General features: G+C 63.3%; 24 protein-coding genes. 7 read left to right on the top strand and 17 right to left on the bottom strand.

The window, feature by feature from the left end; translation table 11 throughout:
- Positions 1-582 precede the first annotated feature (582 nt).
- The 3 genes from IVA81_RS17260 to IVA81_RS17270 all read left to right on the top strand — a co-directional run bounded on the left by IVA81_RS17260 (position 583) and on the right by IVA81_RS17270 (position 4,025).
- Positions 583-1,722, top strand: a complete 1,140-nt coding sequence (locus IVA81_RS17260) for a protein-lysine N-methyltransferase (RefSeq protein ID WP_247320126.1) — start codon at positions 583-585, stop codon at positions 1,720-1,722.
- 2 nt (positions 1,723-1,724) lie between these two features.
- Positions 1,725-3,122, top strand: coding sequence for a metallophosphoesterase (locus IVA81_RS17265; protein ID WP_247320128.1), 1,398 nt, complete (start codon positions 1,725-1,727; stop codon positions 3,120-3,122).
- A gap of 66 nt (positions 3,123-3,188) precedes the next feature.
- Positions 3,189-4,025: a restriction endonuclease gene (locus tag IVA81_RS17270; RefSeq protein WP_247320130.1), complete on the top strand. Its 837-nt coding sequence runs from the start codon at positions 3,189-3,191 to the stop codon at positions 4,023-4,025.
- A gap of 121 nt (positions 4,026-4,146) precedes the next feature.
- Here the strand turns inward: IVA81_RS17270 and IVA81_RS17275 are convergent, their stop codons facing one another.
- The 4 genes from IVA81_RS17275 to IVA81_RS17290 form a co-directional block, all read right to left on the bottom strand.
- Positions 4,147-4,446 carry a transcriptional regulator gene (locus tag IVA81_RS17275; protein WP_247320132.1) on the bottom strand — a complete coding sequence of 100 codons (300 nt, stop codon included), beginning with the start codon at positions 4,444-4,446 and terminating at the stop codon, positions 4,147-4,149.
- Between the two features lie 2 nt (positions 4,447-4,448).
- Positions 4,449-5,039: a hypothetical protein gene (locus IVA81_RS17280; protein WP_247320134.1), complete on the bottom strand. Its 591-nt coding sequence runs from the start codon at positions 5,037-5,039 to the stop codon at positions 4,449-4,451.
- Between the two features lie 65 nt (positions 5,040-5,104).
- Positions 5,105-5,659, bottom strand: coding sequence for a hypothetical protein (locus IVA81_RS17285; RefSeq protein ID WP_247320137.1), 555 nt, complete (start codon positions 5,657-5,659; stop codon positions 5,105-5,107).
- Entirely contained in the window at positions 5,656-6,666 is a 1,011-nt protein-coding gene (locus tag IVA81_RS17290; RefSeq protein ID WP_247320139.1) for an alpha/beta hydrolase, read from the bottom strand. Before IVA81_RS17290 ends, IVA81_RS17285 begins: the two co-directional genes overlap by 4 nt.
- Positions 6,667-6,785: 119 nt before the next feature.
- On the opposite strand from IVA81_RS17290, the gene xseA reads away from it, so the two are divergent.
- Positions 6,786-8,426 carry an exodeoxyribonuclease VII large subunit gene (xseA, locus tag IVA81_RS17295; RefSeq protein WP_247320140.1) on the top strand — a complete coding sequence of 547 codons (1,641 nt, stop codon included), beginning with the start codon at positions 6,786-6,788 and terminating at the stop codon, positions 8,424-8,426.
- Between the two features lie 266 nt (positions 8,427-8,692).
- Here the strand turns inward: xseA and IVA81_RS17300 are convergent, their stop codons facing one another.
- Positions 8,693-8,836 carry a hypothetical protein gene (locus IVA81_RS17300; protein WP_247320142.1) on the bottom strand — a complete coding sequence of 48 codons (144 nt, stop codon included), beginning with the start codon at positions 8,834-8,836 and terminating at the stop codon, positions 8,693-8,695.
- Between the two features lie 222 nt (positions 8,837-9,058).
- Positions 9,059-9,883 (bottom strand): dienelactone hydrolase family protein, encoded by an 825-nt coding sequence (locus IVA81_RS17305; protein WP_247320144.1) that lies wholly within the window; start codon positions 9,881-9,883, stop codon positions 9,059-9,061.
- Between the two features lie 193 nt (positions 9,884-10,076).
- On the opposite strand from IVA81_RS17305, the gene IVA81_RS17310 reads away from it, so the two are divergent.
- The gene (locus IVA81_RS17310; protein WP_246931492.1) at positions 10,077-10,307 is read left to right on the top strand and encodes a DUF2093 domain-containing protein; all 231 of its coding nucleotides are present in this window, start codon (positions 10,077-10,079) and stop codon (positions 10,305-10,307) included.
- 130 nt (positions 10,308-10,437) lie between these two features.
- On the opposite strand, the gene IVA81_RS17315 is transcribed toward IVA81_RS17310, so the two are convergent.
- The 9 genes from IVA81_RS17315 to IVA81_RS17355 form a co-directional block, all read right to left on the bottom strand.
- Positions 10,438-10,740 carry a hypothetical protein gene (locus tag IVA81_RS17315; RefSeq protein ID WP_247320146.1) on the bottom strand — a complete coding sequence of 101 codons (303 nt, stop codon included), beginning with the start codon at positions 10,738-10,740 and terminating at the stop codon, positions 10,438-10,440.
- 174 nt (positions 10,741-10,914) lie between these two features.
- The gene (locus IVA81_RS17320; RefSeq protein WP_247320148.1) at positions 10,915-11,187 is read right to left on the bottom strand and encodes a hypothetical protein; all 273 of its coding nucleotides are present in this window, start codon (positions 11,185-11,187) and stop codon (positions 10,915-10,917) included.
- Between the two features lie 615 nt (positions 11,188-11,802).
- On the bottom strand, positions 11,803-12,138 hold the full coding sequence (locus IVA81_RS17325) for a GYD domain-containing protein (RefSeq protein WP_247320151.1): 336 nt from the start codon (positions 12,136-12,138) through the stop codon (positions 11,803-11,805).
- Between the two features lie 258 nt (positions 12,139-12,396).
- Entirely contained in the window at positions 12,397-13,413 is a 1,017-nt protein-coding gene (gene lpxK / locus IVA81_RS17330) for a tetraacyldisaccharide 4'-kinase (RefSeq protein ID WP_247320153.1), read from the bottom strand.
- Complete coding sequence (locus IVA81_RS17335) at positions 13,406-14,722, bottom strand: 3-deoxy-D-manno-octulosonic acid transferase (RefSeq protein ID WP_247320155.1); 1,317 nt, start codon at positions 14,720-14,722, stop codon at positions 13,406-13,408. The genes lpxK and IVA81_RS17335 overlap by 8 nt, the downstream gene beginning before the upstream one ends.
- Positions 14,715-15,428 carry a lysophospholipid acyltransferase family protein gene (locus IVA81_RS17340; protein WP_247320156.1) on the bottom strand — a complete coding sequence of 238 codons (714 nt, stop codon included), beginning with the start codon at positions 15,426-15,428 and terminating at the stop codon, positions 14,715-14,717. The genes IVA81_RS17335 and IVA81_RS17340 overlap by 8 nt, the downstream gene beginning before the upstream one ends.
- Positions 15,425-15,667 carry a DUF4170 domain-containing protein gene (locus IVA81_RS17345; protein WP_247320159.1) on the bottom strand — a complete coding sequence of 81 codons (243 nt, stop codon included), beginning with the start codon at positions 15,665-15,667 and terminating at the stop codon, positions 15,425-15,427. The genes IVA81_RS17340 and IVA81_RS17345 overlap by 4 nt, the downstream gene beginning before the upstream one ends.
- 62 nt (positions 15,668-15,729) lie before the next feature.
- On the bottom strand, positions 15,730-16,548 hold the full coding sequence (locus IVA81_RS17350; protein ID WP_247320162.1) for a 3'(2'),5'-bisphosphate nucleotidase CysQ: 819 nt from the start codon (positions 16,546-16,548) through the stop codon (positions 15,730-15,732).
- On the bottom strand, positions 16,535-17,953 hold the full coding sequence (locus tag IVA81_RS17355) for a TldD/PmbA family protein (protein WP_247320164.1): 1,419 nt from the start codon (positions 17,951-17,953) through the stop codon (positions 16,535-16,537). Before IVA81_RS17355 ends, IVA81_RS17350 begins: the two co-directional genes overlap by 14 nt.
- 264 nt (positions 17,954-18,217) lie before the next feature.
- Between IVA81_RS17355 and IVA81_RS17360 the strand changes: the two genes are divergently transcribed.
- The gene (locus tag IVA81_RS17360) at positions 18,218-18,736 is read left to right on the top strand and encodes a DUF6101 family protein (RefSeq protein WP_247320166.1); all 519 of its coding nucleotides are present in this window, start codon (positions 18,218-18,220) and stop codon (positions 18,734-18,736) included.
- 111 nt (positions 18,737-18,847) lie between these two features.
- Here IVA81_RS17360 and ubiA read toward each other — a convergent pair whose 3' ends face one another.
- Both ubiA and IVA81_RS17370 read right to left on the bottom strand, forming a co-directional pair.
- Positions 18,848-19,780, bottom strand: a complete 933-nt coding sequence (gene ubiA / locus IVA81_RS17365; protein WP_247320167.1) for a 4-hydroxybenzoate octaprenyltransferase — start codon at positions 19,778-19,780, stop codon at positions 18,848-18,850.
- Positions 19,777-20,439 carry a hypothetical protein gene (locus IVA81_RS17370; protein ID WP_247320177.1) on the bottom strand — a complete coding sequence of 221 codons (663 nt, stop codon included), beginning with the start codon at positions 20,437-20,439 and terminating at the stop codon, positions 19,777-19,779. The genes ubiA and IVA81_RS17370 overlap by 4 nt, the downstream gene beginning before the upstream one ends.
- A gap of 210 nt (positions 20,440-20,649) precedes the next feature.
- On the opposite strand from IVA81_RS17370, the gene IVA81_RS17375 reads away from it, so the two are divergent.
- On the top strand, positions 20,650-21,402 hold the full coding sequence (locus tag IVA81_RS17375) for a 16S rRNA (uracil(1498)-N(3))-methyltransferase (protein WP_247320169.1): 753 nt from the start codon (positions 20,650-20,652) through the stop codon (positions 21,400-21,402).
- Positions 21,403-21,526: the final 124 nt, after the last annotated feature.

Here is a 21,526-nt window from a genome sequence, read left to right on the forward strand (position 1 = left end):
CTCCGGAAGCTGCCCCGGCTCTCCGCGGAACCACGAACACTGCGGAATATGGACGGATAGGTTTTATACAGGACCAGACGTGGCCATTCGCATACGCTCCAGCGCCACCTCCGTCAGATACTCCCGGGGCACGCGGGCCGGCGTTCGGGCTGCGCTTGAGTGTAGCTGTTCTCTTATCACTAGCTGGGCGGGATCGCGGAGCTGGGCTTAGGCCAAGGTGTTCGGCCTCCTCGCAGAAGAACTGTTCGCGTACCTGCCGATTTACGAACAGAGCAAAGGGCGACTTTGGACTACCCTCACCGCTCCCTGCGCTGTCGCAATGGGCCCCCTTGTATCCCGGGGGCCTCTATCGAAAACCAGGACACCCACCAGTTTTGAAACTGAGCTTAAAGGGCTGCGGCCGCCGCCCAGCTGGCGTCAGCACCCCGGAGCAGCTCTCATCATGGGTCTGCGCTAAAGCGGCATGATGCAGCGCGGTCTACTGGGCATCACTGACCGACGATCAGTTGTGTTCGCCTTCATGAAAGTTGCTTCGACCCGTGTCCGCATATAGTGGTTGTTCGCAAGCAAGCTGGAAATCGCATGAAACGAACCGATAGGGATGTCCCGGACGAAGCTCTCCTCGCTTCTGTGGCCGCGCATTCGCTGGGGAAGCTCCCCGTCCTTTCTGCGGAACAGTTTCAAGCGCTATGTCGCGACATGCAGGGCGCTTTTCCAGACTTGGTACAAAGAAGCCTTAATGGCGTAGTCGAACATGGCGGTGCTGCTACGAGTTCTTCTTCGCGGGCCGAATTCGACATTTGCGGTCCTGAGCCCAGTCCCGTGGACTTTGACTGGCGGTTTGATCAGCGAACGGCACTTCGTTTGGCAGAGACCCTGATAGGACGAAGCAATCGTGAAATTCTCTGCGTTGGCGCACCAACGGTTTACGGTGCAATCCGATCGCTCGGAGGAAAAGGCTTTCTGGTAGACCGCAACCCATTGCTCGCCAGAAATCTCGCTCCCGGAACATATTGTATCGCAGACGTCTCGACCGAAGAGATGCTGGACCTGCAATTCGGCCACAAGTTTGATGCGGCTATAATCGATCCGCCGTGGCATCCGGAGGCTTACGGGCTTTGGCTTGCGCGTACGCAGCCATTGTTGCGCGCTGGTGCCGAAATATTTGTGACGATGTTCCGTGGGTTCACTCGGCCGGGAGCGCTGGAAGAACGGGCTCAGTTGCTTGAGCGCTTTGAAAAGCTTGGCCGTGTTAGTGGCGTGCCATTCGAAGCAGTGTATTCAACTCCTCCGTTCGAACAGGAAGTGTTGCTCCGTCTCGGGCTCCCAAATTTGCCGAGCTGGCGGGCCGCAGATATCTACAAAATCACCCTGCATCGGCAACCGGAGCTCTCGGTCTTCGACCCGGTCGAATGGCCTACGCATAAGTGGAAGCGCTATAGTTTTGATGGTCAGATCATTGCCGTGCAGGATATCCCGGATGACGAAGGAAAAATCCAAGTCTCAAGCGAATTTCCATCATGCATCAAAACTGTGAGCCAGCGTGATCCAGCGCGGTCGCTTTACACAGTATGGACCTCAAGAAGTTACGCTGCAGTTGTCAGAGGTACGAAGAGGCTCGCTGCGATCCTCGAAAGATCAGGGGAAGTCCCGGTTGAGCAATCCGACCTACAGGCCGCGTCCCAGCTTGCAAGAGACTTAGGTTTTCAATTCCGGAGATAGCCGTGCCCGATACTTGCGTCCTGCGCTTTCGTGACATTGAAGGTGATGAAACCGTCCAAAAGCACCGGCAGCTAATAAGTGCGTCCGGCTCTGTATGGTGGGGGTGGTGGAAGAAGCTCGCCGAGCCTGATCGTTGGCGGGAGATAGAAGAGCTGCAAGGGAAGGCTCGCAAGGAAGCGCTTTCGGTTGGATTGTTTGATTATTCCACTGCGAGTTTCTTTGTCGCCAACATGGTCGATTGCGTAGGGACAAAGGGTGAGAGGGTGTTGTCGCCGGATGCGCGGCAGACGCCTAAGTATGCTTCCGAGAAGCGTTGCCCTGCTTGGTTTCGGTTCGCGGCGATTGAGGAAATTACGGCCGCAGAATTTGAAGAGCGCTTTGGTCCGCCTCCAAGTGGAGATGGTACATTCTTCCCCATCTGGAGAGACCGTTCGCGGGCGTCTCTAAAACTTTCTGACCCGATCAAAGCAAGCCGACCGTCGATATTGCATCTGTCCGACATACACTTCGGGACGGATTTCGGTTTCCCGCAACGGTCTGGGCCCGGCCAGACACCATTGCTCGACGTTATTGAGCGTGACTTGAGGGACGATCCTCCCGGCTTAATCGTCGTTTCGGGGGACATCACAAGTCGAGCCGATGCTAATGTTTTGCAAAACGAGGGGTTGCGGTTTCTTAGGGCGCTCTCCGATGCTCTGAAGGTGCCTAAGGAGTGCTTCGTTATCGTTCCAGGAAATCATGACATTGCTCTTCAGAATTATGCTCCGACGGATTATTCGCACGAAGCAGCATACAATTTGTTCACCAAGGAGTTCTTCGGGCGTGAGATGAAGTGCCCGGAGTTGCGGAGATTTGGATTTCCTAACGGGCGGTCGGTTGAGCTTCTGGCTATGAACTCCGTGCGCTTGCGGCACAAGGCCGAGAGCCAATTTGGCTATGTCCAGTGGCGCTTGTACGATGACGCCCTTCGGCTCACCGAAAGAAATCCGGACGATTTCCGCATTGCGGTTCTGCATCACCACCTCATTCCAGCCTCACGGGAAGAGCGGACCGATCCGAACTATAAAGAGGCTGCAATAAGCGTGACGCTGGATGCGGGCGCAGTTGTGGAAGGCCTGCAATCTAACGGGTTTAAGCTGGCCCTGCATGGTCATCAGCATGTGCCTGCCATTGCGCGAATTGATCGCGGTTCTCCGGTCGGTGGCAAGGTAAAGCTATCTGAGGATGGCGGGATGGTCGTTCTCGCCGCGGGAAGTGCGGGCGCAACTCGTCTGTCGGATGAGATGCGAGATAATTCCTACAATGTCATTAGGCTTCTGGATAAGGGTTACTCGGTAGAAGCGAAGCGTTTTAATCCCGCCAAAGCTCCTGAAATCCTGTTTCAGTCTAAATTCGATTGACGTACCGAAGCGTGACGTAACCTTCCGGCAAAGCGCAACACCATGGCTACGATCCGAAGTCTTGATATGATGACAGTCGATGACCTCTTCATCAAGGATGGCTATGTACTCAATTTTTCCGACGCTACATTCGCGCGGTTCTTTGCGGAAGAGTTGAACGTAAATATCAACGCTGAGAAATACTACGCGGAGGGCGGCTCGAAGGGTAAGCGCCTGCGTTACTTTTTTCGGACCGAAGACAACGCATTGGCGATAAAGGCGCTCAAGGCTCTTTGGAATTATCGTGAGATGCTGCGTACCCGCGCAGGTGAGGAAGAAAAGTTGCCGAATGCGCAGCCTCGCTTTTTGGAGTTGTTGGCTCGCCTCGGTGATGTTCCCGCGCCAATCAAGCCGCAGCCGGGCGCAAGTGGAGCGATTGATTGCGTGCGCTACGTTGAGCTTCAAACTGAGCTAGTGGCGCTCGGTGCGATGTCAGCGCAAGCGCGGGGCTTTGGGTTCGAAAAGTATCTAAAGAGGCTCTTCGATGTCTTTGGTTTAGAGGCGCGTTCAGCATTTCGCCTCGGGGGTGAGCAGATAGACGGCAGCTTTCTCCTTGGCGAAGAAACCTACCTTCTAGAAGCAAAGTGGCAGAACGAGCGGACAGGAATTGGAGACCTGCACGCGTTTCACGGCAAGGTGGAGCAGAAAGCTGCTTGGGCGCGTGGTCTTTTCATAAGCTATATTGGATTTTCGGATCAGGCTCTCCAAGCGTTCGGCAGAGGCAAGCGGGTGATTTGCCTCGACGGCGCTGACTTGGCTGAAGCTTTCAGTAGAGAGTTGGCACTTTCGGAAGTGCTAAGTCGCAAAGTCAGGCGGGCAGCCGAGACCGGCGTAGCATTCGTTCGAGTCAGAGACCTGTTCTAACTGACGCGCAATTTTCCAAGGACGCAGGACCACCGCGCGATGGGCGACGCCTTGAGTTGAAAGGACGTTGATAGCGAGGCTTGGCAGTCCCCCCCAAACTATACTAGCCTTGCCGATAGGCCTAAACCTGCCTCCCCGCAATGATCTCCTGCAACGTCGCGACATGCCGCGCGAAGGCGGCGCGGCCGGCTGCGGTCGCGGTGACCGTGGTCTGCGGCTTTTTGCCGACGAAGGCTTTCTCCACGGACACATATCCCGCTTTGGCCAACGTCTCGATATGCGCGCCGAGATTGCCGTCGGTCGCCCCGGTCAGCTTCTTCAGCCGCGCGAAGTCCAGGCCGACCTGCAGCGGCAGCGCGTTCAGCGCCGCCATGATCTTCAGCCGCAGCGGCTGGTGGATGATGTCGTCGAGCTCAGCCACGCCTAGCCCCGCCGCATCCGGAAGCCACCGACGATGAGCGCGCCGCCATTGACGGCCGCCATCCACGGCAACAGCGGTACCCCCGGGATGGAGAAATATCCGATCAGCGTCAGCGCGATGACGGCCGCACCGAGCGCCGGGAAGGCGTAGCCGAACCGGACCGTCGCCATCATGTACAACAGCGTGATGTAGATCAGCCAAAACACCGTCTGCTGCCGCGGCGAGAACCTGCCAAGATAGCAGAACAGGACGCCGAAAGCGACGATGAGCAGGAGCGCCAGCAGATTGCGGCTGTCGAACAGGCGGATGCCCTTTCTCGACAGATGATAGATGCCGAAAGCAACGAGGCCGAGGGCCGAGACGGTGTACAGCGCAAACCAGAAATAGAGCCCGTCGTTCACCACAAACCAGCTGTTCCAGTAATAGGCCCCGTAGCGCGGCCAGAACCAGATCAGGAGGTCGTCGGCAAACGGCAGCACGGCCCACATCAGCAGAACGAGACCGGAGACCAGGTAGATCTGCGACCGCGGTTCGCGGCGGCCGGTCTTCTCACGGTCGTTCAGCGCGCCGGAAGCCTGCTTGCCGTCGATCACGTGAGCGCTCCTTCTTGGACAATGGGTGCAGCCGGGTGCATGATGGCGTGGAGCTCAGGCATTCGCTAGATCCGCCGCATCCAGAGCCCGCCGAGGATCAGGCCGCCGCCGTTGACGAAGGCCATCCACAGTGGGAACGCCTCGCCGATATAGAAGAAACCAAATAGCGTCAGCGCGGTAATGCCGAGGCCGATCGCAACGAAGGCGTAGCCGAACCAGAGGCCGGCGAGTGTGTAGAACAACATGAAATAGATCGGCCAGAACGTTCCCAACTGGCGTGGACCGAAATGACCGACAACGTTGGTCACGAGATAGCCGAACGCGAAGAACATGGCGAATATCAGGAACAACCTGATGCCAACACCGGCGCCGAAGGGGTGATCTGACGGATTGAACACGCGAAGTGCAATCAGACCGCCGACGCCCAGAACGTCCACCGCAACCCAGGCATAGACCGCGTAGACCGGCCAAAGCCAGGTCACGAGATTGGCTGCGAACACCAGGACGCCCCACCACACCGCGGCGACGCTCGCGAGCTGATAGAGTTGCGATCGCTTCACGCGCTGGACGATGTCGTCGATATCGGCCAGCGCTGCGGACGCCTCCTTGCTGTCGATCATGATTGCCCTGCCCCGCGCGTTGCCACATCCTCGGCGATGACCGAGATCGCCTTGGCCTGGGTCACGATGCCCATGTGGTTGATGCCGTCAATGATCTTGACGTCGATCGACGGCTTCACCGCCTGCACGGTCTGCGCATATTTGTCCGAGATCATCATCTCGTCCTCGGAACCGCCGAAGATGGTGATCGGACGGGTGGTTGCCGGAAGATCGACGCGATAGCCGCGCGTCGCAAAGTTGCGCATCAGGCGATCGGAATAGGTGGCGGTGAGGTACTTCGCCGAGGTCGCCGGCACCGCAAAGGCGAGCACCGGAAGCTGCGCGCAGCAGTCGATGCCAAGCTTGCGCAGCGCCGCCAGTCCCAGGAAGCGCGGAATGTCGGCACTGACCCAACCACCGTTGCTCGGCCTGTTGGTCGGCGCGTCATAGCCGAGATAGGGCGCGAGCAGCACGGTGCGCACGAACATGTCCTGCATGATCGGCGTGGCAGCGACGCGCAGCGAGAAGCCGGCGCCGGCGGAATGACCGATCAGGGTGAGCGGTAGGTCCGGCGCGGTCTTGCGCAAATGGGCGACGAAATCGACGAGATCGTCCTCGAGCTGGCCGACATAGCCGATATCGCCGCGGGTGCCGGAGCCGCCATGCCCACGGATGTCGAGCGCCCAGGTCTCCACGCCGCGCGAGGCGATCGCGTGGGTCAGCGCATGGTTGACGGTGCCGCTGGAGCCGGACGAGCCATGGATGAAGATCGCACCCCGGCCTGCCGCCGGGCCGTTCGGCGCGTAGTGGCGATAACCGATCCAGGTGCCGTCGCGCGCCTGGAAACGCTCGAGCGGGGGCAGCGTGGACCAGTCGATGCCTTTGGTGGAGTCGGAGACCGATCGCATTTCAGGCGGCCGCTCCAGCGGCGTGGCGATCATTGCGACCAGGATCAGCGCCACGCCGCCGACCGCACACAGCGCCCATTTCAGGCCGTTCAAAACACCGCGCAGCAAACGGAACGCCATGGTTCATCCCCTCAAACTCATCAATCAATAGAGAACTCTATATAACAGAGTTCTCTGTTGATCAATCCCTGGATTGGCGCCGCGCGGTGAAAATCCTTAACGTTAGGTCTGACCCCAAAATGCCGAATCGTTTGCCGATGCCGCCTGCGGAACAACTGCTCAACGCCCCCGAATTCACCGTTTCCGAGCTCTCGCTGTCCCTGAAACGGACGGTCGAGGACGCCTTTGGCCATGTCCGGGTCCGGGGTGAGATCTCCGGCTTTCGTGGGCCGCACTCGTCCGGCCATTGCTATTTCGCGCTCAAGGACGAGAGCGCCAAGATCGAGGCGGTGATCTGGAAGGGCGTGCACGGACGCATGCGCTTCAAGCCGCAGGAGGGGCTGGAGGTCATCGCCACCGGCAAGCTCACCACCTATCCGGGCTCCTCGAAATACCAGATCGTGATCGAGGCGCTGGAGCCCGCCGGCATCGGCGCGCTGATGGCGCTGATGGAGGAGCGCAAGAAGAAGCTCGCCGCGGAAGGGTTGTTCGACGAGGCGCGCAAGCAGCTGCTGCCCTGGCTGCCGGAGGTGATCGGCGTCGTGACCTCGCCGACCGGCGCAGTCATCCGCGACATCCTGCATCGGCTCGAGGACCGCTTTCCCCGCCGCGTGCTGGTGTGGCCGGTCAAGGTGCAGGGCGAAGGCTCGGCCGAGCAGGTCGCAGCCGCGATCCGCGGCTTCAACGCACTGCCCGAGGGCGGCAAGATTCCGCGCCCCGATGTCTTGATCGTGGCGCGCGGCGGCGGCTCGCTGGAGGATCTCTGGTCGTTCAACGAGGAGATCGTGGTGCGCGCGGCAGCCGAGAGCATGATCCCGCTGATCTCGGCGGTCGGGCACGAGACCGACATCACGCTGATCGATTTCGTCGCCGACAAGCGCGCGCCGACACCGACGGCCGCAGCCGAGATGGCGGTGCCGGTGCGCAGCGAATTGTTCGTCGAGGTCGCCGATCTCGGACGTCGCACCCGCGCCTATTGGCAGCGCGCGCAGGAGAGCCGCCGCAGCGAGCTGCGGGCCGCCGCGCGCGCGCTGCCGGGGGCCGGCGATCTGCTGGCGATTCCGCGGCAGAGGCTGGATTCGGCGGGCGCATCCCTGCCCCGCTGCCTCAAGGCCAACACCCATGCGCATTTCCGCAGGTTCACCGCCGCGGGCGCCAAGCTGACGCTGCGGGTGCTGCACGGCCAGATCGCGCAGGCCGACCACCGGCTTACGGTGTGCGGCGAACGGCTCGGCCTGTCCGCGCGCTCGCTGCTGCGGCGACGGCGCGACCGTTTTGCCGGGCTTGAGGTTCGCTTGCGTGCCTCAAAGCTCTCCAATGCGCAGGCGCAGCGCAACGCCATCGCCCGCCAGCGCGAGCGCACGCATCGTCTGGCCGAGCGCGCCAGCCGCGCGCTTGTCACGTTGCTGCAGCGGCTCGATGCGCGTGTCGAGAACAGCGGCAAGCTGCTAGCCGCGCTGTCCTATCGCAGCGTGCTCGCACGCGGCTTTGCGCTGGTGCGGGATGAAACCGGCCATCCGCTGCATGAGGCAGACAGCGTCGGCCCGAACGCGCGGCTCGAGATCGAGTTTGCGGATGGACGTGTTGCGGCGACGGCGGATGCGGATCGGCCGCCCCCCGCGGCAAAGCGGGCGCCGTCGCAACCGAAGCCAGCCGCGCAGGAAACAAAGCCCGCTCCGAAGCGCGTGGCGAAGCCGGTGGATCAGGGCAGCTTGTTCTGAGGCGCGACGCAGCACTGCACCCTCGGTGGCATTCCCCGCGCAGGCGGGGAAACCAGTACGCCGCGGCTGCTCGGTAAACACAGCCGCCTCGGCGTACTGGATCGCCCGGTCAAGCCGGACGATGACAGCGGAGAATATGCGAAAGGCTCGCTCTTACCACCGTCATTGCGAGGAGCTCTTGCGACGAAGCAATCCAGGATCTTTCCGCGGAGAGATTCTGGATTGCTTCGCTGCGCTCGCAATGACGATGTAGCGCCAGCGTGGCTCTATCTACACGACAATCCCGCGTCGATCGTGGTCCAGAAGCCGCAGTGTTCCGGCGCACGCTGTGGAGCGCCGGCATGGGCCTCATACAGGAAGATCGCGACGGTGAAGACGATCAGGGCGGAGCAGAAGAGGGCGATGCGCATGAGGATTGCGTTTAATCGACATCGTGGTCGAACTAAGGCGCCGTCACGGGCTGAAACCGCAGCCGTTCGCCACCCGTAGATTCACGGTCGGCCATTTTCCGTGCAGGGCGGTGGTCGATGCGGGGCTGCCCGCCTGAATTTGTTCCTCGGGCGGCCCCGCTTCCGCCTTCGCTCTGCGAGCTACGGCGAGACAAGTCGCTCATCCGGGCTACGGGACCTTCATCACCGCGCCAGCCACTCCGCGACTTCCTTCTGCGACTCCGCGCGCGCCTCTGCATCCGTGCCGAGATGGCCGCGGTCGGGCGCGGCGGCATCGTTGCTGCCGGCAGCTGCGTGCAGTGGCGTGTTGGCGCGGTCGAAATCGTGATAGGCGCCGGGATAGACCACGATGCGCGCGAGCGCGCTACGGCCATGCGCGCCCTCGACCATCTGGCGGCAGGCCGGCGGCGACGAGACGTCGTCATCGGCGCCGATCAGCACCAGGGTCGGCACCCGCGTACTCCAGCCAAGCCCGGCGGAAATTCGGCAGTCAGGATAGAATGCGATCGCAGCGCGAAAATCGGGCCCCAGATCGCGCGCCGCGCTCTGCGGGCGCACAGCCCAGAGCAGCGCGCTCGCGCCATTGGCCCAGCCCATCAGGCTGACGCGGTCGCGCACCACCCAAGACTGCTTCATCAGCCAGGCGCGCGATGCTGCGACATCAGTGACGCGCTCACGCCGCGCCTTGACGTGCATCTCCTTGACGCGGCATTGCGGCCCGAGCTCGCGCGAGCCGTAGCTGTCGGGCAAGAGCACGGCATTGCCCGCCTTCAGCAGGCGCTCGGCCCAATCGCGATAGCGTGGCAGCACGGGATCGGAATGGCCACTGAGCCCGCCGCAGCCATGCAACGCGATCACTGTCGGAAACGGGCCCGCTCCTTCAGGCTTGTAGAGCTGCGCATGGAGGACGCCGGACGCCAGCGGAATGTCGACCGGCTGCGGCGCCGGCGCGGCGCGCGCGGCCGACATCAAAAGCGTCAGGACTAGGGTGGTCAATCGAAGGCGCATCGGACTCTGCCGTAGGAGGTGCCGGAACCAGCGATCCTTCGCGCAAGCGCTATCATGCGGAAACGGCGGCAAAACATCACAAACCGGTGGGTTTACCGGGCGGACAAGCCGCCCTATCTATGCTACATCCCGTCCACCACATCGTGCCCTCCAGGGTTTGCCACGGAGAGGCCTTCCACGGAGACTTTCGACCGTGCTGAACAAGTTCGGCCCCTCGGGCCATGGCGAAGCGCAGGTGCAGTATCTCGACGGCGACTTCCGCGTGATCTCGCCGGGGACATTCGTGCGCTGTGCCATCACCGACACGCGGATTCCGCTCGACGAGCTGAAGTACTGGAGCGTGGATTTGCAAGAGGCCTATGCCACCCCGGCCGCCGTGCTGCAGCGGCATTTTCCCGGTGCGCCGAAACCGCAGCAATCGTGATCCTTCGGCGCTCGTAGGGTGGGCAAAGGCGCAACGCGCCGTGCCCACCGTCTCACCAAGACCGCGACGAGCAACGTGGGCACGCTTCGCTTTGCCCACCCTACAAGATCCAACTCTTGGCATGGTTCGGCTATTGGGGCTCCGTGCCATCGCCGCCCACGCAGGTCTTGACAAAACTCTTCCTGGATTCACCGACGACCTTCTGATCGATCGCCTGCTTCAGGCAATCGAGCCGTGCCTGCGCCAGGCAGAGCTGTAGCTGGTCGCGCTTGTCCTGCCCCTTCAAGCTCGCCGTCGTGGCAAGACACGTCACGCGTTTGGTCGCAGGAACCGGCACGGTGGTGGGAGCAGCGGACGGCGTCGTTTGTGCGGACACCGGCGCAATGATCAGACACACGAGGCTGACGACGACGAACGCAGACGGCAGTTTCATCGAATTCTCCTGATCGTCCGAGATCGATAGAAGTTCTGCGATGAATGTCGCCTGAATGGCGGGCTCCGGCAGGACTGCGCCAAGCAGGATTGCCTCGCCGGGGCAACACGATTGGTGCGCTTTCCACGCGGCAACGGGATGGAAACGTGGTCACGCGTGGCCTGACTGGGACTCTCACACTGTACTGACTTCCCTCGTGCCGATCTGCGTTGCATCGAAGAGTTCTTGCACTCCGAGGTAAGTCATTTCGCGCTGTGGTTGGAATTTTTGTTGTAGCTTGGCGCCCTTAAGTTGTTTGACGAAGTCTTGGTGAAACAGAGGGCTGCTATAGTGCGTGTTAGGTAACTGGCCCTGCTCTTTTATCGCACAGACAATCAAGTCAACCAAACGGCCATCGAACTTTGGATTGGCGCAGTCTGTGAACGGGCTCATATCGAAGAGCCACATGACGGGCTACGATCACCTCAAAAAATTCGCGGCGGCAGATCTGTAAATCGAAAGTCAACGATGGGGGTGATCATGCCCACCATACTAGACAGGCTCTATCGTGAATATTGCCGCGCCCGCCTCGCTGAAATGCGCAAACAGCTTCTGATCGCAGCCGAACGTTCTGAAGCTCTCGAAGCGCATCATCATCCCGCGGTTCAGGATGACGATAGTAGGACAGACGCGCAGCGCAAGTCCGGCCGGGGCGCACCGAATTGAAACCGCCCAGGACCGGCGATCTCTCCCGCGTAGCAGTGACCAAGCAATTGGCAACAGTTTGGGAGGAAGAAGCGATGAACACACCCGAATCTTATACCGTCATGGTCGCCTGCGTCTCGTGCCTGACCATCATCGGATTGATGGCCGCCGGGGCGTGGTGAACATGACCGACTGCTGAACCGCGATCGCGGACGATTACCAGGTCAGCTAGCAAGGACAGACGAACGCAGCACGCGCCGTTTTCCATTGTCGGCCAATAGATGCCGGAAAGTCTTCTCGGTCTGCAGACGTGATTGTTTCGTGATGTGAGCGTTGCCGCCGCTTGGTACTGCGGCGGCTCCGCTTCAAATCCGGATGTCAGCTTCCAGGCGGGGTATACGAAGAACGCAGCTTCGCCGCGTTCTGACGGACCTGCTTGATCTCATCCTGCGTGAACAACCGAGTGAGTTTCACGTTCTGCAGGGTGCCCGCCGTGACGGTCAGGCCAGAGATGGCCGGAGCCGCGCTGGGATCAGGCACATCGAAAATCACCAAAACGCCTGGGCCGTCGGCCGCAACGCTGTACATCGAAATCAGCTTTCCGCCGGCCGCCTCGATAAGTTTTTTAGCCGCTTCCTGGCGATTCGTCGTGGGGTTTTCCAAAATGGCGTTGAGAGCGCGTGGTGTGTATTGTCCGGTGAGGCAAAAATGCATGGCATGTTCTCCTCTGATATTTGGCAATAACTCTCCGTGCCGTCCCGAACTGGTCGCTACGGCCGCTGCGCCTGACATGATGAAGATGCGTTGCCCGCCGTGGGCACTAACGCCGTCGATGATTGCCGGGAGTTCGGCACGTCCCGGTGACGGCTCTCATCGAAGGCTACATCAACTCCCGAACGCGCGGAAGAGGATTCGCCGGTCGCGCCACTCTGCTTTTCAGGCTACGGCAGAGACGTTGCCTTATGTCCGAGATCAACGCGTGCTGAACCGCCGCTCGCGCGCCCTGTAGAGATGATCGCTGATCAATTGCCGGATCGCGGCGGGATCATCGAACTCAAGCTGGACGGCGAACGGCACGATGTCATCAGGCACGTCCTCGCTGCCGCGCAGGCGTGCGAGGTCCTTTTCCGTCGTCACCAGCGTGAGCTGCTCGCGCCGGGCGTCCGCGGCGAGCGTTGAGATCTCCTCGCGCGAAAACATGTGATGGTCGGGATATGGCCGCGTGCGCGCGACGTCGATGCCGCCGGCGCGTAAGCTGCGGAAGAAGCGCTCGGGATCGCCTATGCCGGCGAAGGCGAGAACCCGCTTACCGAACAGCTGCGCGAGCGAGGCCGCATTCGGTTTCAGGCGCGCGCGCAGCTCCGGCTTGTCGCGCTTGGCAAGCTCTGCCGCAACGTCGTTGGCGGCACGGCCATCGCCGATCAGCACCAGCGCATCGGTGCGCGCAAGCTGGGCCTTCAGCGGCGCGCGCAAGGGACCGGCGGGAAACACCTCGCAATTGCCGAGGCCGCGCTCGCTGTCGATCACGATCAGGGAGGCGTCCTTGAGCAGGCGCGGGTTCTGGAAACCGTCGTCCATCAGGATCACGGTGGCGCCTTGCGACTTCGCCAGCGCGACGCCGTCGAGGCGGTCGCGCGCGACGCTAACAGGGACGTCGCGCGCCATCATCAAGGGCTCGTCGCCGACATCGGCGGCGGTGTGGCGCCCGCGGTCGACCATCACCGGGCCCTTCAGCCGTCCGCCGTAGCCGCGGCTCAGCACCACCGGCGTCTCGCCGAGCTCGCGCAGAAGTCTCGTCAGAGCCAGCACGGTCGGCGTCTTGCCGGCGCCTCCGACATGGTAGTTGCCGACACAGATCACGGGAATGCCGGCGTCTGCGCCTTGGCGCAGCATGCGCCGTTCGGTGATCGCGCCGTAGAGCAGACCCAGCGGCTGTAACGCATACGACGTGAAGGAGCGAGGCCGGTACCAGAAGGCCGGCTCACGCATTGGCGGCCCCCATCTCGATCCGCAATTGCAACAGATAGGGCTCGAGCGCCGTCATGGTGCGCTCCAGTGCGCCGCCGAGCTGTTCGACCACGCCGCTGCCTGCGCGCTGCATCTTGTCGCGCATGACGGGGTCGGCCAGCAACTGGCCGAGCTGCTTGACCAGCGCCTCCTGCGTGTCGGCCTGCCGCGCACCGCCGCTGCCATCGAGCGCCGCATAGACATCGGCGAAGTTGAAGACGTGCGGTCCATGGACGATCGCGGCACCTAACTTGATCGCCTCGATCGGGTTCTGCCCGCCATGATGGATCAGCGATCCACCCATGAACACGATCGACGACAGACGATAGAACAGGCCGAGCTCGCCCATGGTGTCGGCGACATAGACGTCGGTCGTCGCGGTCGGCAGCTCCTCGCGTGAGCGCAACGCCGGCTTCAGGCCCGAGGCCGTGATCAAACCTGATATCGAGGAGCCGCGATCGGGATGCCGCGGCACGATCACGGTGAGCAGCTGCGGAAAGAAACCGACGAGACTGCGATGCGCCGCGACCAGCATCTCGTCCTCGCCCGGGTGGGTCGAGGCCGCGACGATGATTGGCCGCCCGCGCGTCATCGCCATCAACCGCTCGAGCTTGGCGGGATCGGCCGGTGGTGCCGGCACGTCGAGCTTGAGATTACCCGTGGTGGCGACGTCGCGGCCGCCAAGCGCGGAGAAGCGCTCGGCATCCGTCTTCGACTGCGCCAGGCAAATGTCGAACCGCGACAGCAGCGCCGAGATGGTGCCGTGCATGCGCTGCCATCGCGGGAAGGAGCGCGGCGACATCCGTCCGTTGATCAGTACCATCGGCACCCGGCGCGCTGCGCCGGCGAGGATCAGGTTCGGCCACAAATCGGATTCGATGAACAGCGCCAGCGACGGCTTCCAATGGTCAAGGAAGCGCGCGACATAGCGGGGCGAGTCAAACGGCACGTATTGATGGATGACGTCGGGCGGAAAGCGCTTTGCGACCACGGCGGCGGAGGTGACGGTGCCCGAGGTGAGCAGGATGCGCAGGTTGAGATCGCGAAGGCGCTCGATCAGCGCCGCTGCGGCCAGCACCTCGCCGACACTGGCACCGTGGATCCAGACCAGCGGGCCGTGCGGCCGCACGTCCCGGGACAGGCCCCGCCGCTCGCCGACGCGCGCAGGATCTTCCTTGCCCTGCTTCAGCCGCCGCTTGATCAGCGCAGGCGCAAGCGGCACCAGGCCGGAGGCGAGGCGCCGATACATCCGCAGCGTGATCGGCAGCGCAATGGGCAGCGATTTAGGCATCTTGAGGCCCCGGGCGGCCGAGTTGCGCGTAGGCGCGGCGGGTCGCCTCGTTCAACGTCTCTTCCAGCTCCAGCCGCAGCGCTTCCATCGTGGCGGCGTCGGCATCCGCGGGAACGTGGATTTCCTTGATGCCGACCAATGCGCCCCGCCCGAATGGCAGATTGATGGTGGTGCGGTCCCAGTTCTTCAGCCGGATGAAGCGGCTGGTCGCCATCGCGAAAGGCATGATCGGCCGCCCCGATTCCCGTGCCAGCATGATGATGCCGAGCCCGGCCACGCGCGCGCGCTTGGGGACATCGGCGGTCAGCGCGACATTACAGCCGTCCTGAAGCGTCCGCACCATTTCCTTGAAGGCGCCGACCCCGCCCTTGCGGTGGAACGCGCTGCCATGATCGCCGGAACCGCGGATCAAACCGATGCCGAGCCGCTCCACCGCGATGGCGTTGAACTCGCCGTCGCGGTGACGGGAGATCAGGACCTTGGCCCGATAGGAATCCTTGTTCTTGATGAAGGGGGTAAGGAAATGCTGGCCGTGCCAGAACGCGAAGATCGCCGGGATCTGCGGCTCGACGATGTCATAGACATCGGGCGGATCGAACGTGAATTTGTTGGTCCGCCAGACCAGACGCAGATATTCGGCCGCCAGAACCCCGACGGCACGCTGAAACCAGCTGCTTCGCAGCGTATTGCGAAGCAGTTTTTTCAACGCGCCGGTTCTTGATTCGGGTCGAGCAACCGGTGGAGATGGACGATGAAATAGCGCATCTGCGCATTGTCGACCGTGCTCTGCGCCTTGGCCCGCCAGGCGGCGTGGGCGGTGGCATAGTTCGGATAGAGGCCGACGATCTCGACGTCGTCGAGATTCTTGAAGACGTTGTGCTCGAGATCGACGAGCTCGCCGCCGACGACGAGGTGAAGCAGTTGTTGCGGGGCACTATCTGGCATGAGTTCTGTTCCTAACGGGCTGCCCGGCAAAGCAATGTTCGGCAAGCACGACGAAAAGCGCCTTAGGCTATGGGACGGTTTCGAAAATGCGCGACAATGCCCGCATGACGATCGCGCCCCGCTGCCACCAGCACCCCGTGCGCCACTTCCCGGCGGTTATAGAGGATGGGTTCTCCGGAGAGATCGCTCATCCTACCATCGGCTTCCTGCACGATCAAATCGGCCGCCGCAAGGTCCCAATCATGGCTGTTGCCCCCCGCAAAGGCCGCATCCAGCGCGCCATGGGCGACCCGGCACAGGCGCAGCGCGAGCGAACCGATTCGCGGATGCAGCTTGATCTCGCTGCCTGAGCTGTTGAGCCGCTCGACCAGCGGTTTCGGGCCGGCGACACGGGAGAAGTCGAGCGCGGATCCGGGCGAAGCCTGCACGGCCGCGCCGTTGAGCGTGGTGCCCTGGCCGCGTGCGGCGAAGAAGAACTCATTGGTCGTCGGCGCGAACACCGCCCCCAGCACGGGCGCGGCATCCTGGACCAGCGCGACGCTGACGCACCAGTCGTCGTGGCCATTGAGATAGTTGCGCGTGCCGTCGATGGGATCGACGATCCAGGTCAGCCGCCGCGACAGCCGTGCCGCGTCGTCGGCGCTCTCCTCCGAGAGCCACCCATAATCCGGCGTCGCCGCGCGCAGGCGCGCTTCGAGCAGGTCGTTGACGGCGATGTCGGCTTCCGACACCGGCGAAGAGGCGCCCTTGGTCCACTTCTTCAGCTCGGTCCGGAACATCGATTGCGCCAGCGCACCCGCTTCTCGCACCGTGTCTTGCAGCAGCGCCGCGTCGCGCGTCAGGATGGTTTCGCCCGGGGAGTTCGCCTCAACGTCCGCCAAGCGTCAAACCCTCGATGCGCACCGTCGGCGCATTGACGCCGTAGCGGAACTCGAGATTGTTCGCCGGCTGCATCGACTTGAAGATCTCGAACAGATGGCCGGCGATCGTCACCTCGCTGACGGGATAGGTGATCTCGCCGTTCTCGATCCAGAAGCCGGAGGCGCCGCGGCTGTAATCGCCGGTGACGCCGTTGACGCCGGAGCCGATCAGGTCGGTGACGTAGAAGCCCTGCTTGATGTCTGAGATCAGCTCGGCGGGCGTCGGCGTGCCGGGCTCGAGATGCAGATTGTACGGCCCCGGTGACGGCGAGGACGAGACGCCGCGATGGGCGTGACCGGTGGTGGTGAGGCCGAGCTCGCGGGCGGTGGCGCAGTCGAGCAGCCAGGTCGTCAGCACGCCCTCGTCGATCAGCGCGATCTTCTTCACCGCGACGCCTTCGGCATCGAAGGTCTGCGAGCGCAGGCCGCGCTTGCGCAGGGGATCGTCGACGATGCGGATGTTCTTCGCGAACAGCTGCTGGCCGAGCTTGTCCTTCAGGAAGCTGGTCTTGCGCGCGATCGAGGCGCCGTTGATGGCGCCGACGACATGGCCGACCAGGGAGCCCGCGACGCGCGGATCGAACACGACCGGCACCTTGCAGGTCTCGACCTTGCGCGGATTGGAGCGCGCCACCGTGCGCTCGCCGGCGGAACGGCCGACGATTTGCGGCGACAACAGGTCCGCGCCATGCGGCGCCGAGGTGAAGTCGTAATCGCGCTCCATGCCGGTGCCTTCGCCAGAGATGGCGGTGGCCGAGATGCCCTGGCTGGAGCGCAAATAGGAGCCGTGGAAGCCGGTCGAGGTGACCAGCACCATGCCGCCCATGCCCGCGGACGCCGAGGCGCCGCCGGATTTGGTGACGCCCTTCACGGCGAGAGCCGCAGCCTCGGCTTCGAGCGCGCGGCGCTCGAGCTCACTGGTGGCGGGCACATCGGGATCGAGCAGGTCGAGATCGGGGAAATCGCGTGCGAGCAGCGCGGGATCGGCGAGGCCGACATATTTGTCGTCGGGCGCAACACGCGCCATCGCGACCGCGCGTTCGGCGAGCTTGGTGACGGCATCGCCGCTGACGTCGTTGGTCGAGACCACCGCCTGGCGCTGGCCGACCAGCACGCGCAGGCCGACATCGTCGCCCTCCGAGCGCTCGGATTCCTCGACGCGCCCGTCGCGCACCTCGACACCTTGCGAGACGCCGCGCACCGCGACCGCATCGGCCGCATCCGCGCCGGCGCGCTTCGCCGCCTCCACCAGCCGCTGCGCCAGCTCCGACAAAGCGGACTGATCGAACAGGTCGCGGCTGGCCTTTGACCCCTTGGAGGAATCCTTGGACGAAAGCGTCGAGCTTGCGGATGGTGAAGAGTTCACGAACGAAATCCTGTTGGGCGGGGGTTCGGGACTGGAACCCACAGATGTGCCCTAATGGCGCGGACTTCAAGCATTTTCAGCCTGCCAAAAGCTCAGATTCGCAGCTTGCGCGCAACGTCTCGTCAATCATGCGCGCCAAGCTCTTGTCAATCATGAGCAGCGGTGACGGTGGGTTAACCAGCCTTTTTAAGCGGTTTCGGAAAGCCGCGCGCTAAAGTCCTCGCATCGACCGGGAACATAATCCCGGCGGGGAGAACTAAAGCCGTGAGGCGTCAAACAGCAACATGCGGGGCCGCTCCCGCCGGGTCGAGCCGCTCTCTGCGGCTCGACCCACTTTCCCTTCCGGTCCGCTTCGATGCGCACGATCCGCGCGCCGACGGTCATGTCCGGCAGATCGAGCTTCATCGCGAACGTGTCGTGCTGCGCCGTGCCGTCCGCGGCATGCAGATGGCGATCAACGTCCGCGTCAGCGACTTCACGGGTGTCGCGCTGCGCGGCAATGACGAGGCGCAAGCCCTCGTGCTCGTGCATCGCGATCCCTCGCTCTCCGTTCCGCTGCTGGTCGGCGCCGACGGCGAAGAACTCACTGAGGCCTGGGCGATCTGGAGCGAGCTCTTCGCGCTTCCGCAACTCGATGAAGGCGCGCGCAAGCCCGCAGCCCGTCGTCGTCGCGCCAACGCGATCCGCGCCCGCCGTCCGAAATTCCTGATGCGCCGCCGCGCCGGCATCGCGCGCGAGCTGCCGGTTCATCGCGAAGAACGCGAGATCATCGCGCGGAATTGAGCGGGATTAGTGCCGTAGGGTGGGCAAAGCGAAGCGTGCCCACCTTTTGTCAATCATCGAGAGATCGTGGGCACGGCGCAAGAGCGCCTTTGCCCACCCTACGAGCTCACGTCAGGCCGCCCGTATCACCGCGTCCACCAACAATCCCGCAAACAGCAGCAAGCCTGCATCGCGATTCGACTTGAACAGGCGCAGGCAAAGCTCGGGATCGTCGATCCTGAGTCGCACGATCTGCAAGGCGAGGTGCGCGGCGAAAGCGATCAGCCCGAGCCAGGCCGGCCAGCGCGCATCGCCCGAGGCCAGTGCGACGCCGATCAGCATCACCGAAAGCCCGTAGAACAGGATCAGCGCCTGGTGCGTATGCGCGCCAAACAGGCGCGCGGTGGACTTGATGCCGATCAGCGCGTCGTCCTCGGCGTCCTGATGCGCATAGATCGTGTCATAGCCGATCACCCAGGAGATCGCGCCGGCATAGAGCACCAGCGCGGTGACATCGATGCGCCCGAAGATGACGGCAAATCCCATCAAGGCGCCCCAGGAGAAGGCAAGCCCGAGCACGATCTGCGGCCACCAGGTGATGCGCTTCATGAAGGGGTAGATCGCGACGATCAAAAGCGAGGCGATGCCGGTCAGGACCGCGAAGCGGTTGAACTGCAGCAGCACCACGAGACCGATCAGCGCCTGTGCGATCATGAAGACCAGCGCCTGCTTCGTGGTCACCTGGCCCGACGGCAGCGGCCGCGAGCGCGTACGCTCGACCTTGTCGTCGAGGTCGCGGTCGGTGATGTCGTTCCAGGTGCAGCCCGCCCCGCGCATCACGAAGGCGCCGACGAAGAACAGCACGATGGTGAGCGGCAGGCCGCGGACGTCATGCGCCATGCCGCTCGCGAGCGCCGCCGACCACCAGCACGGCATCAACAGCAGCCAGGAGCCGATCGGACGGTCGAAGCGAGACAAGCGGAGGTAAGGCCGCGACCATCGCGGCGCGAGCGTATCGACCCAGTTGCCGGTGGAATCGGCAACGCGGGCGGATGTATCGCTCATCGGGTCAGGACGTTGCCGTTGAGCGTGTCGAAGGTGCTGCCGCCCTTCTTGCCGGCATTGGCCTCAGGCGCCGAGCCGGAACCCAGCACCTCGCTCAGCGACGGGCCGGCCGGACGCGCCTGCTGTTGCTGCATCTGCTGCGCAACGTTGCAAACCTTGGCCTGCATGGCCTCGGTGTTCTTGTGGCCGTCCTTCATCTGCCCGCCGACCTGCGGCGGAATTCCGCACTTCGCGGCATTAGCCTCGATGTACTTGAGCATCTTCGCCTCTGCCTGGCTGAAATTGCGGATCAGCTTGCAGGCCTCGTCCGGCGGCGCGTGACGGTCGCTCGCGGCCTTGATCAGCTTGCCGCGCTTCTCGGCTTCTTCGCGCAGGGGCATGAACGCCTTCATGCAGTCCTCGCCGGGGCCGGCCTGCGTCGGCGGAGCCGCGCTGAACGCACCGGCGCCGCCGACGGGCGCGGCGCCATTCACGGGAAACGACGATTGCGGCGCCGTGCCGACCGAAGCGCTCGGCGCCGAGCCGTTCACCGGGGGAAACGCGGAACTGGTAGGGGCCTGGTTCGGCAACGGCGCCGGGAAGGCGCTTTGCGCATACGCACCCGCGGCGCTCAGGGTGACCATGGCGGCAGTGATCGGAACCATCATATGACGGATCATCAAGATAGTCTCTCCGGCAGGAGCTACGGGGTTCGGCGTCTTCTCAATTGAAGCGCAACCAGCGTGCTCGCGATTCTACGATTCCCGCCGGCGCTTAACAACCCGCCGAATAGGGCAAGAGCGCGGCGCGCCGACGCACCGGTTTGGCAATATTTACCCCCGAAATGGCTGCTTTCGGTTAATAACGGCGCCAAACTGGACTTTTGAACGATGCCCTCCCACGATTTTCGCGCTCCCCGCCTGTTCATCGACGCCCCCCTGGCCCAGGACGCCAGGGTCACGCTCGACCGCGACCAGAGCAATTATCTCGGCAATGTGCTGCGGCTTGCCGCGGGGGCCGAGGTTTTGGCGTTCAACGGCCGCGACGGCGAGTGGCAGGCCGCAATTGAAGGCCGCAAGCGGCCGGACGGCCTCGTCATCCTCCAGCAGACCCGGCCGCAGGACCGGCTCGCCGACCTCGCTTACGTCTTCGCCCCGCTCAAGCACGCCCGGCTCGACTACATGGTCCAGAAGGCCATCGAAATGGGCGCCGCCGCACTGCATCCGGTTCTGACCCGGTTCACCCAGGCCTCCCGGGTCAACACCGAGCGAATGCGCGCCAATGTCGTCGAGGCTGCCGAGCAATGCGGTATCTTGAGCATCGCCAGTGTCGCCGAACCGGTGCCGCTGGAGCGTTTCCTCAGCCAGCGTCCAGCCGACCGCCTGCTGATCTTCTGCGACGAGGCGGCGGAGGTCCAAAACCCCGTTCAGAGCCTGCAAGCCGCGCGGGCGGCCGGACAGGGTATCGACGTCCTGATCGGCCCCGAAGGCGGCTTTGCCGAAGAGGAACGGGCCCTGCTGCTGCGGCAGCCCAAGATCCTCCGGCTGGCCCTGGGCCCCCGGATCATGCGCGCCGACACCGCCGCCGTGGCGGCGCTGGCGCTGGTGCAGGCGGTGCTGGGCGATTGGGGCGGCAAGACCTAGAGACACGTGACGCTAAGTTGAACCAGTCGCGCCGCGGGCGCCCCAACCTCTCCCGCTTGCGGGGGGGTCGGCGCGAAGCGCCGGGTGGGGGCTCTCTCCACACTGGGGGCTCTCCCCCGCGCGA

The sequence above is a fragment of the Bradyrhizobium sp. 141 genome, assembly GCF_023074055.1.
GTDB lineage: Bacteria > Pseudomonadota > Alphaproteobacteria > Rhizobiales > Xanthobacteraceae > Bradyrhizobium.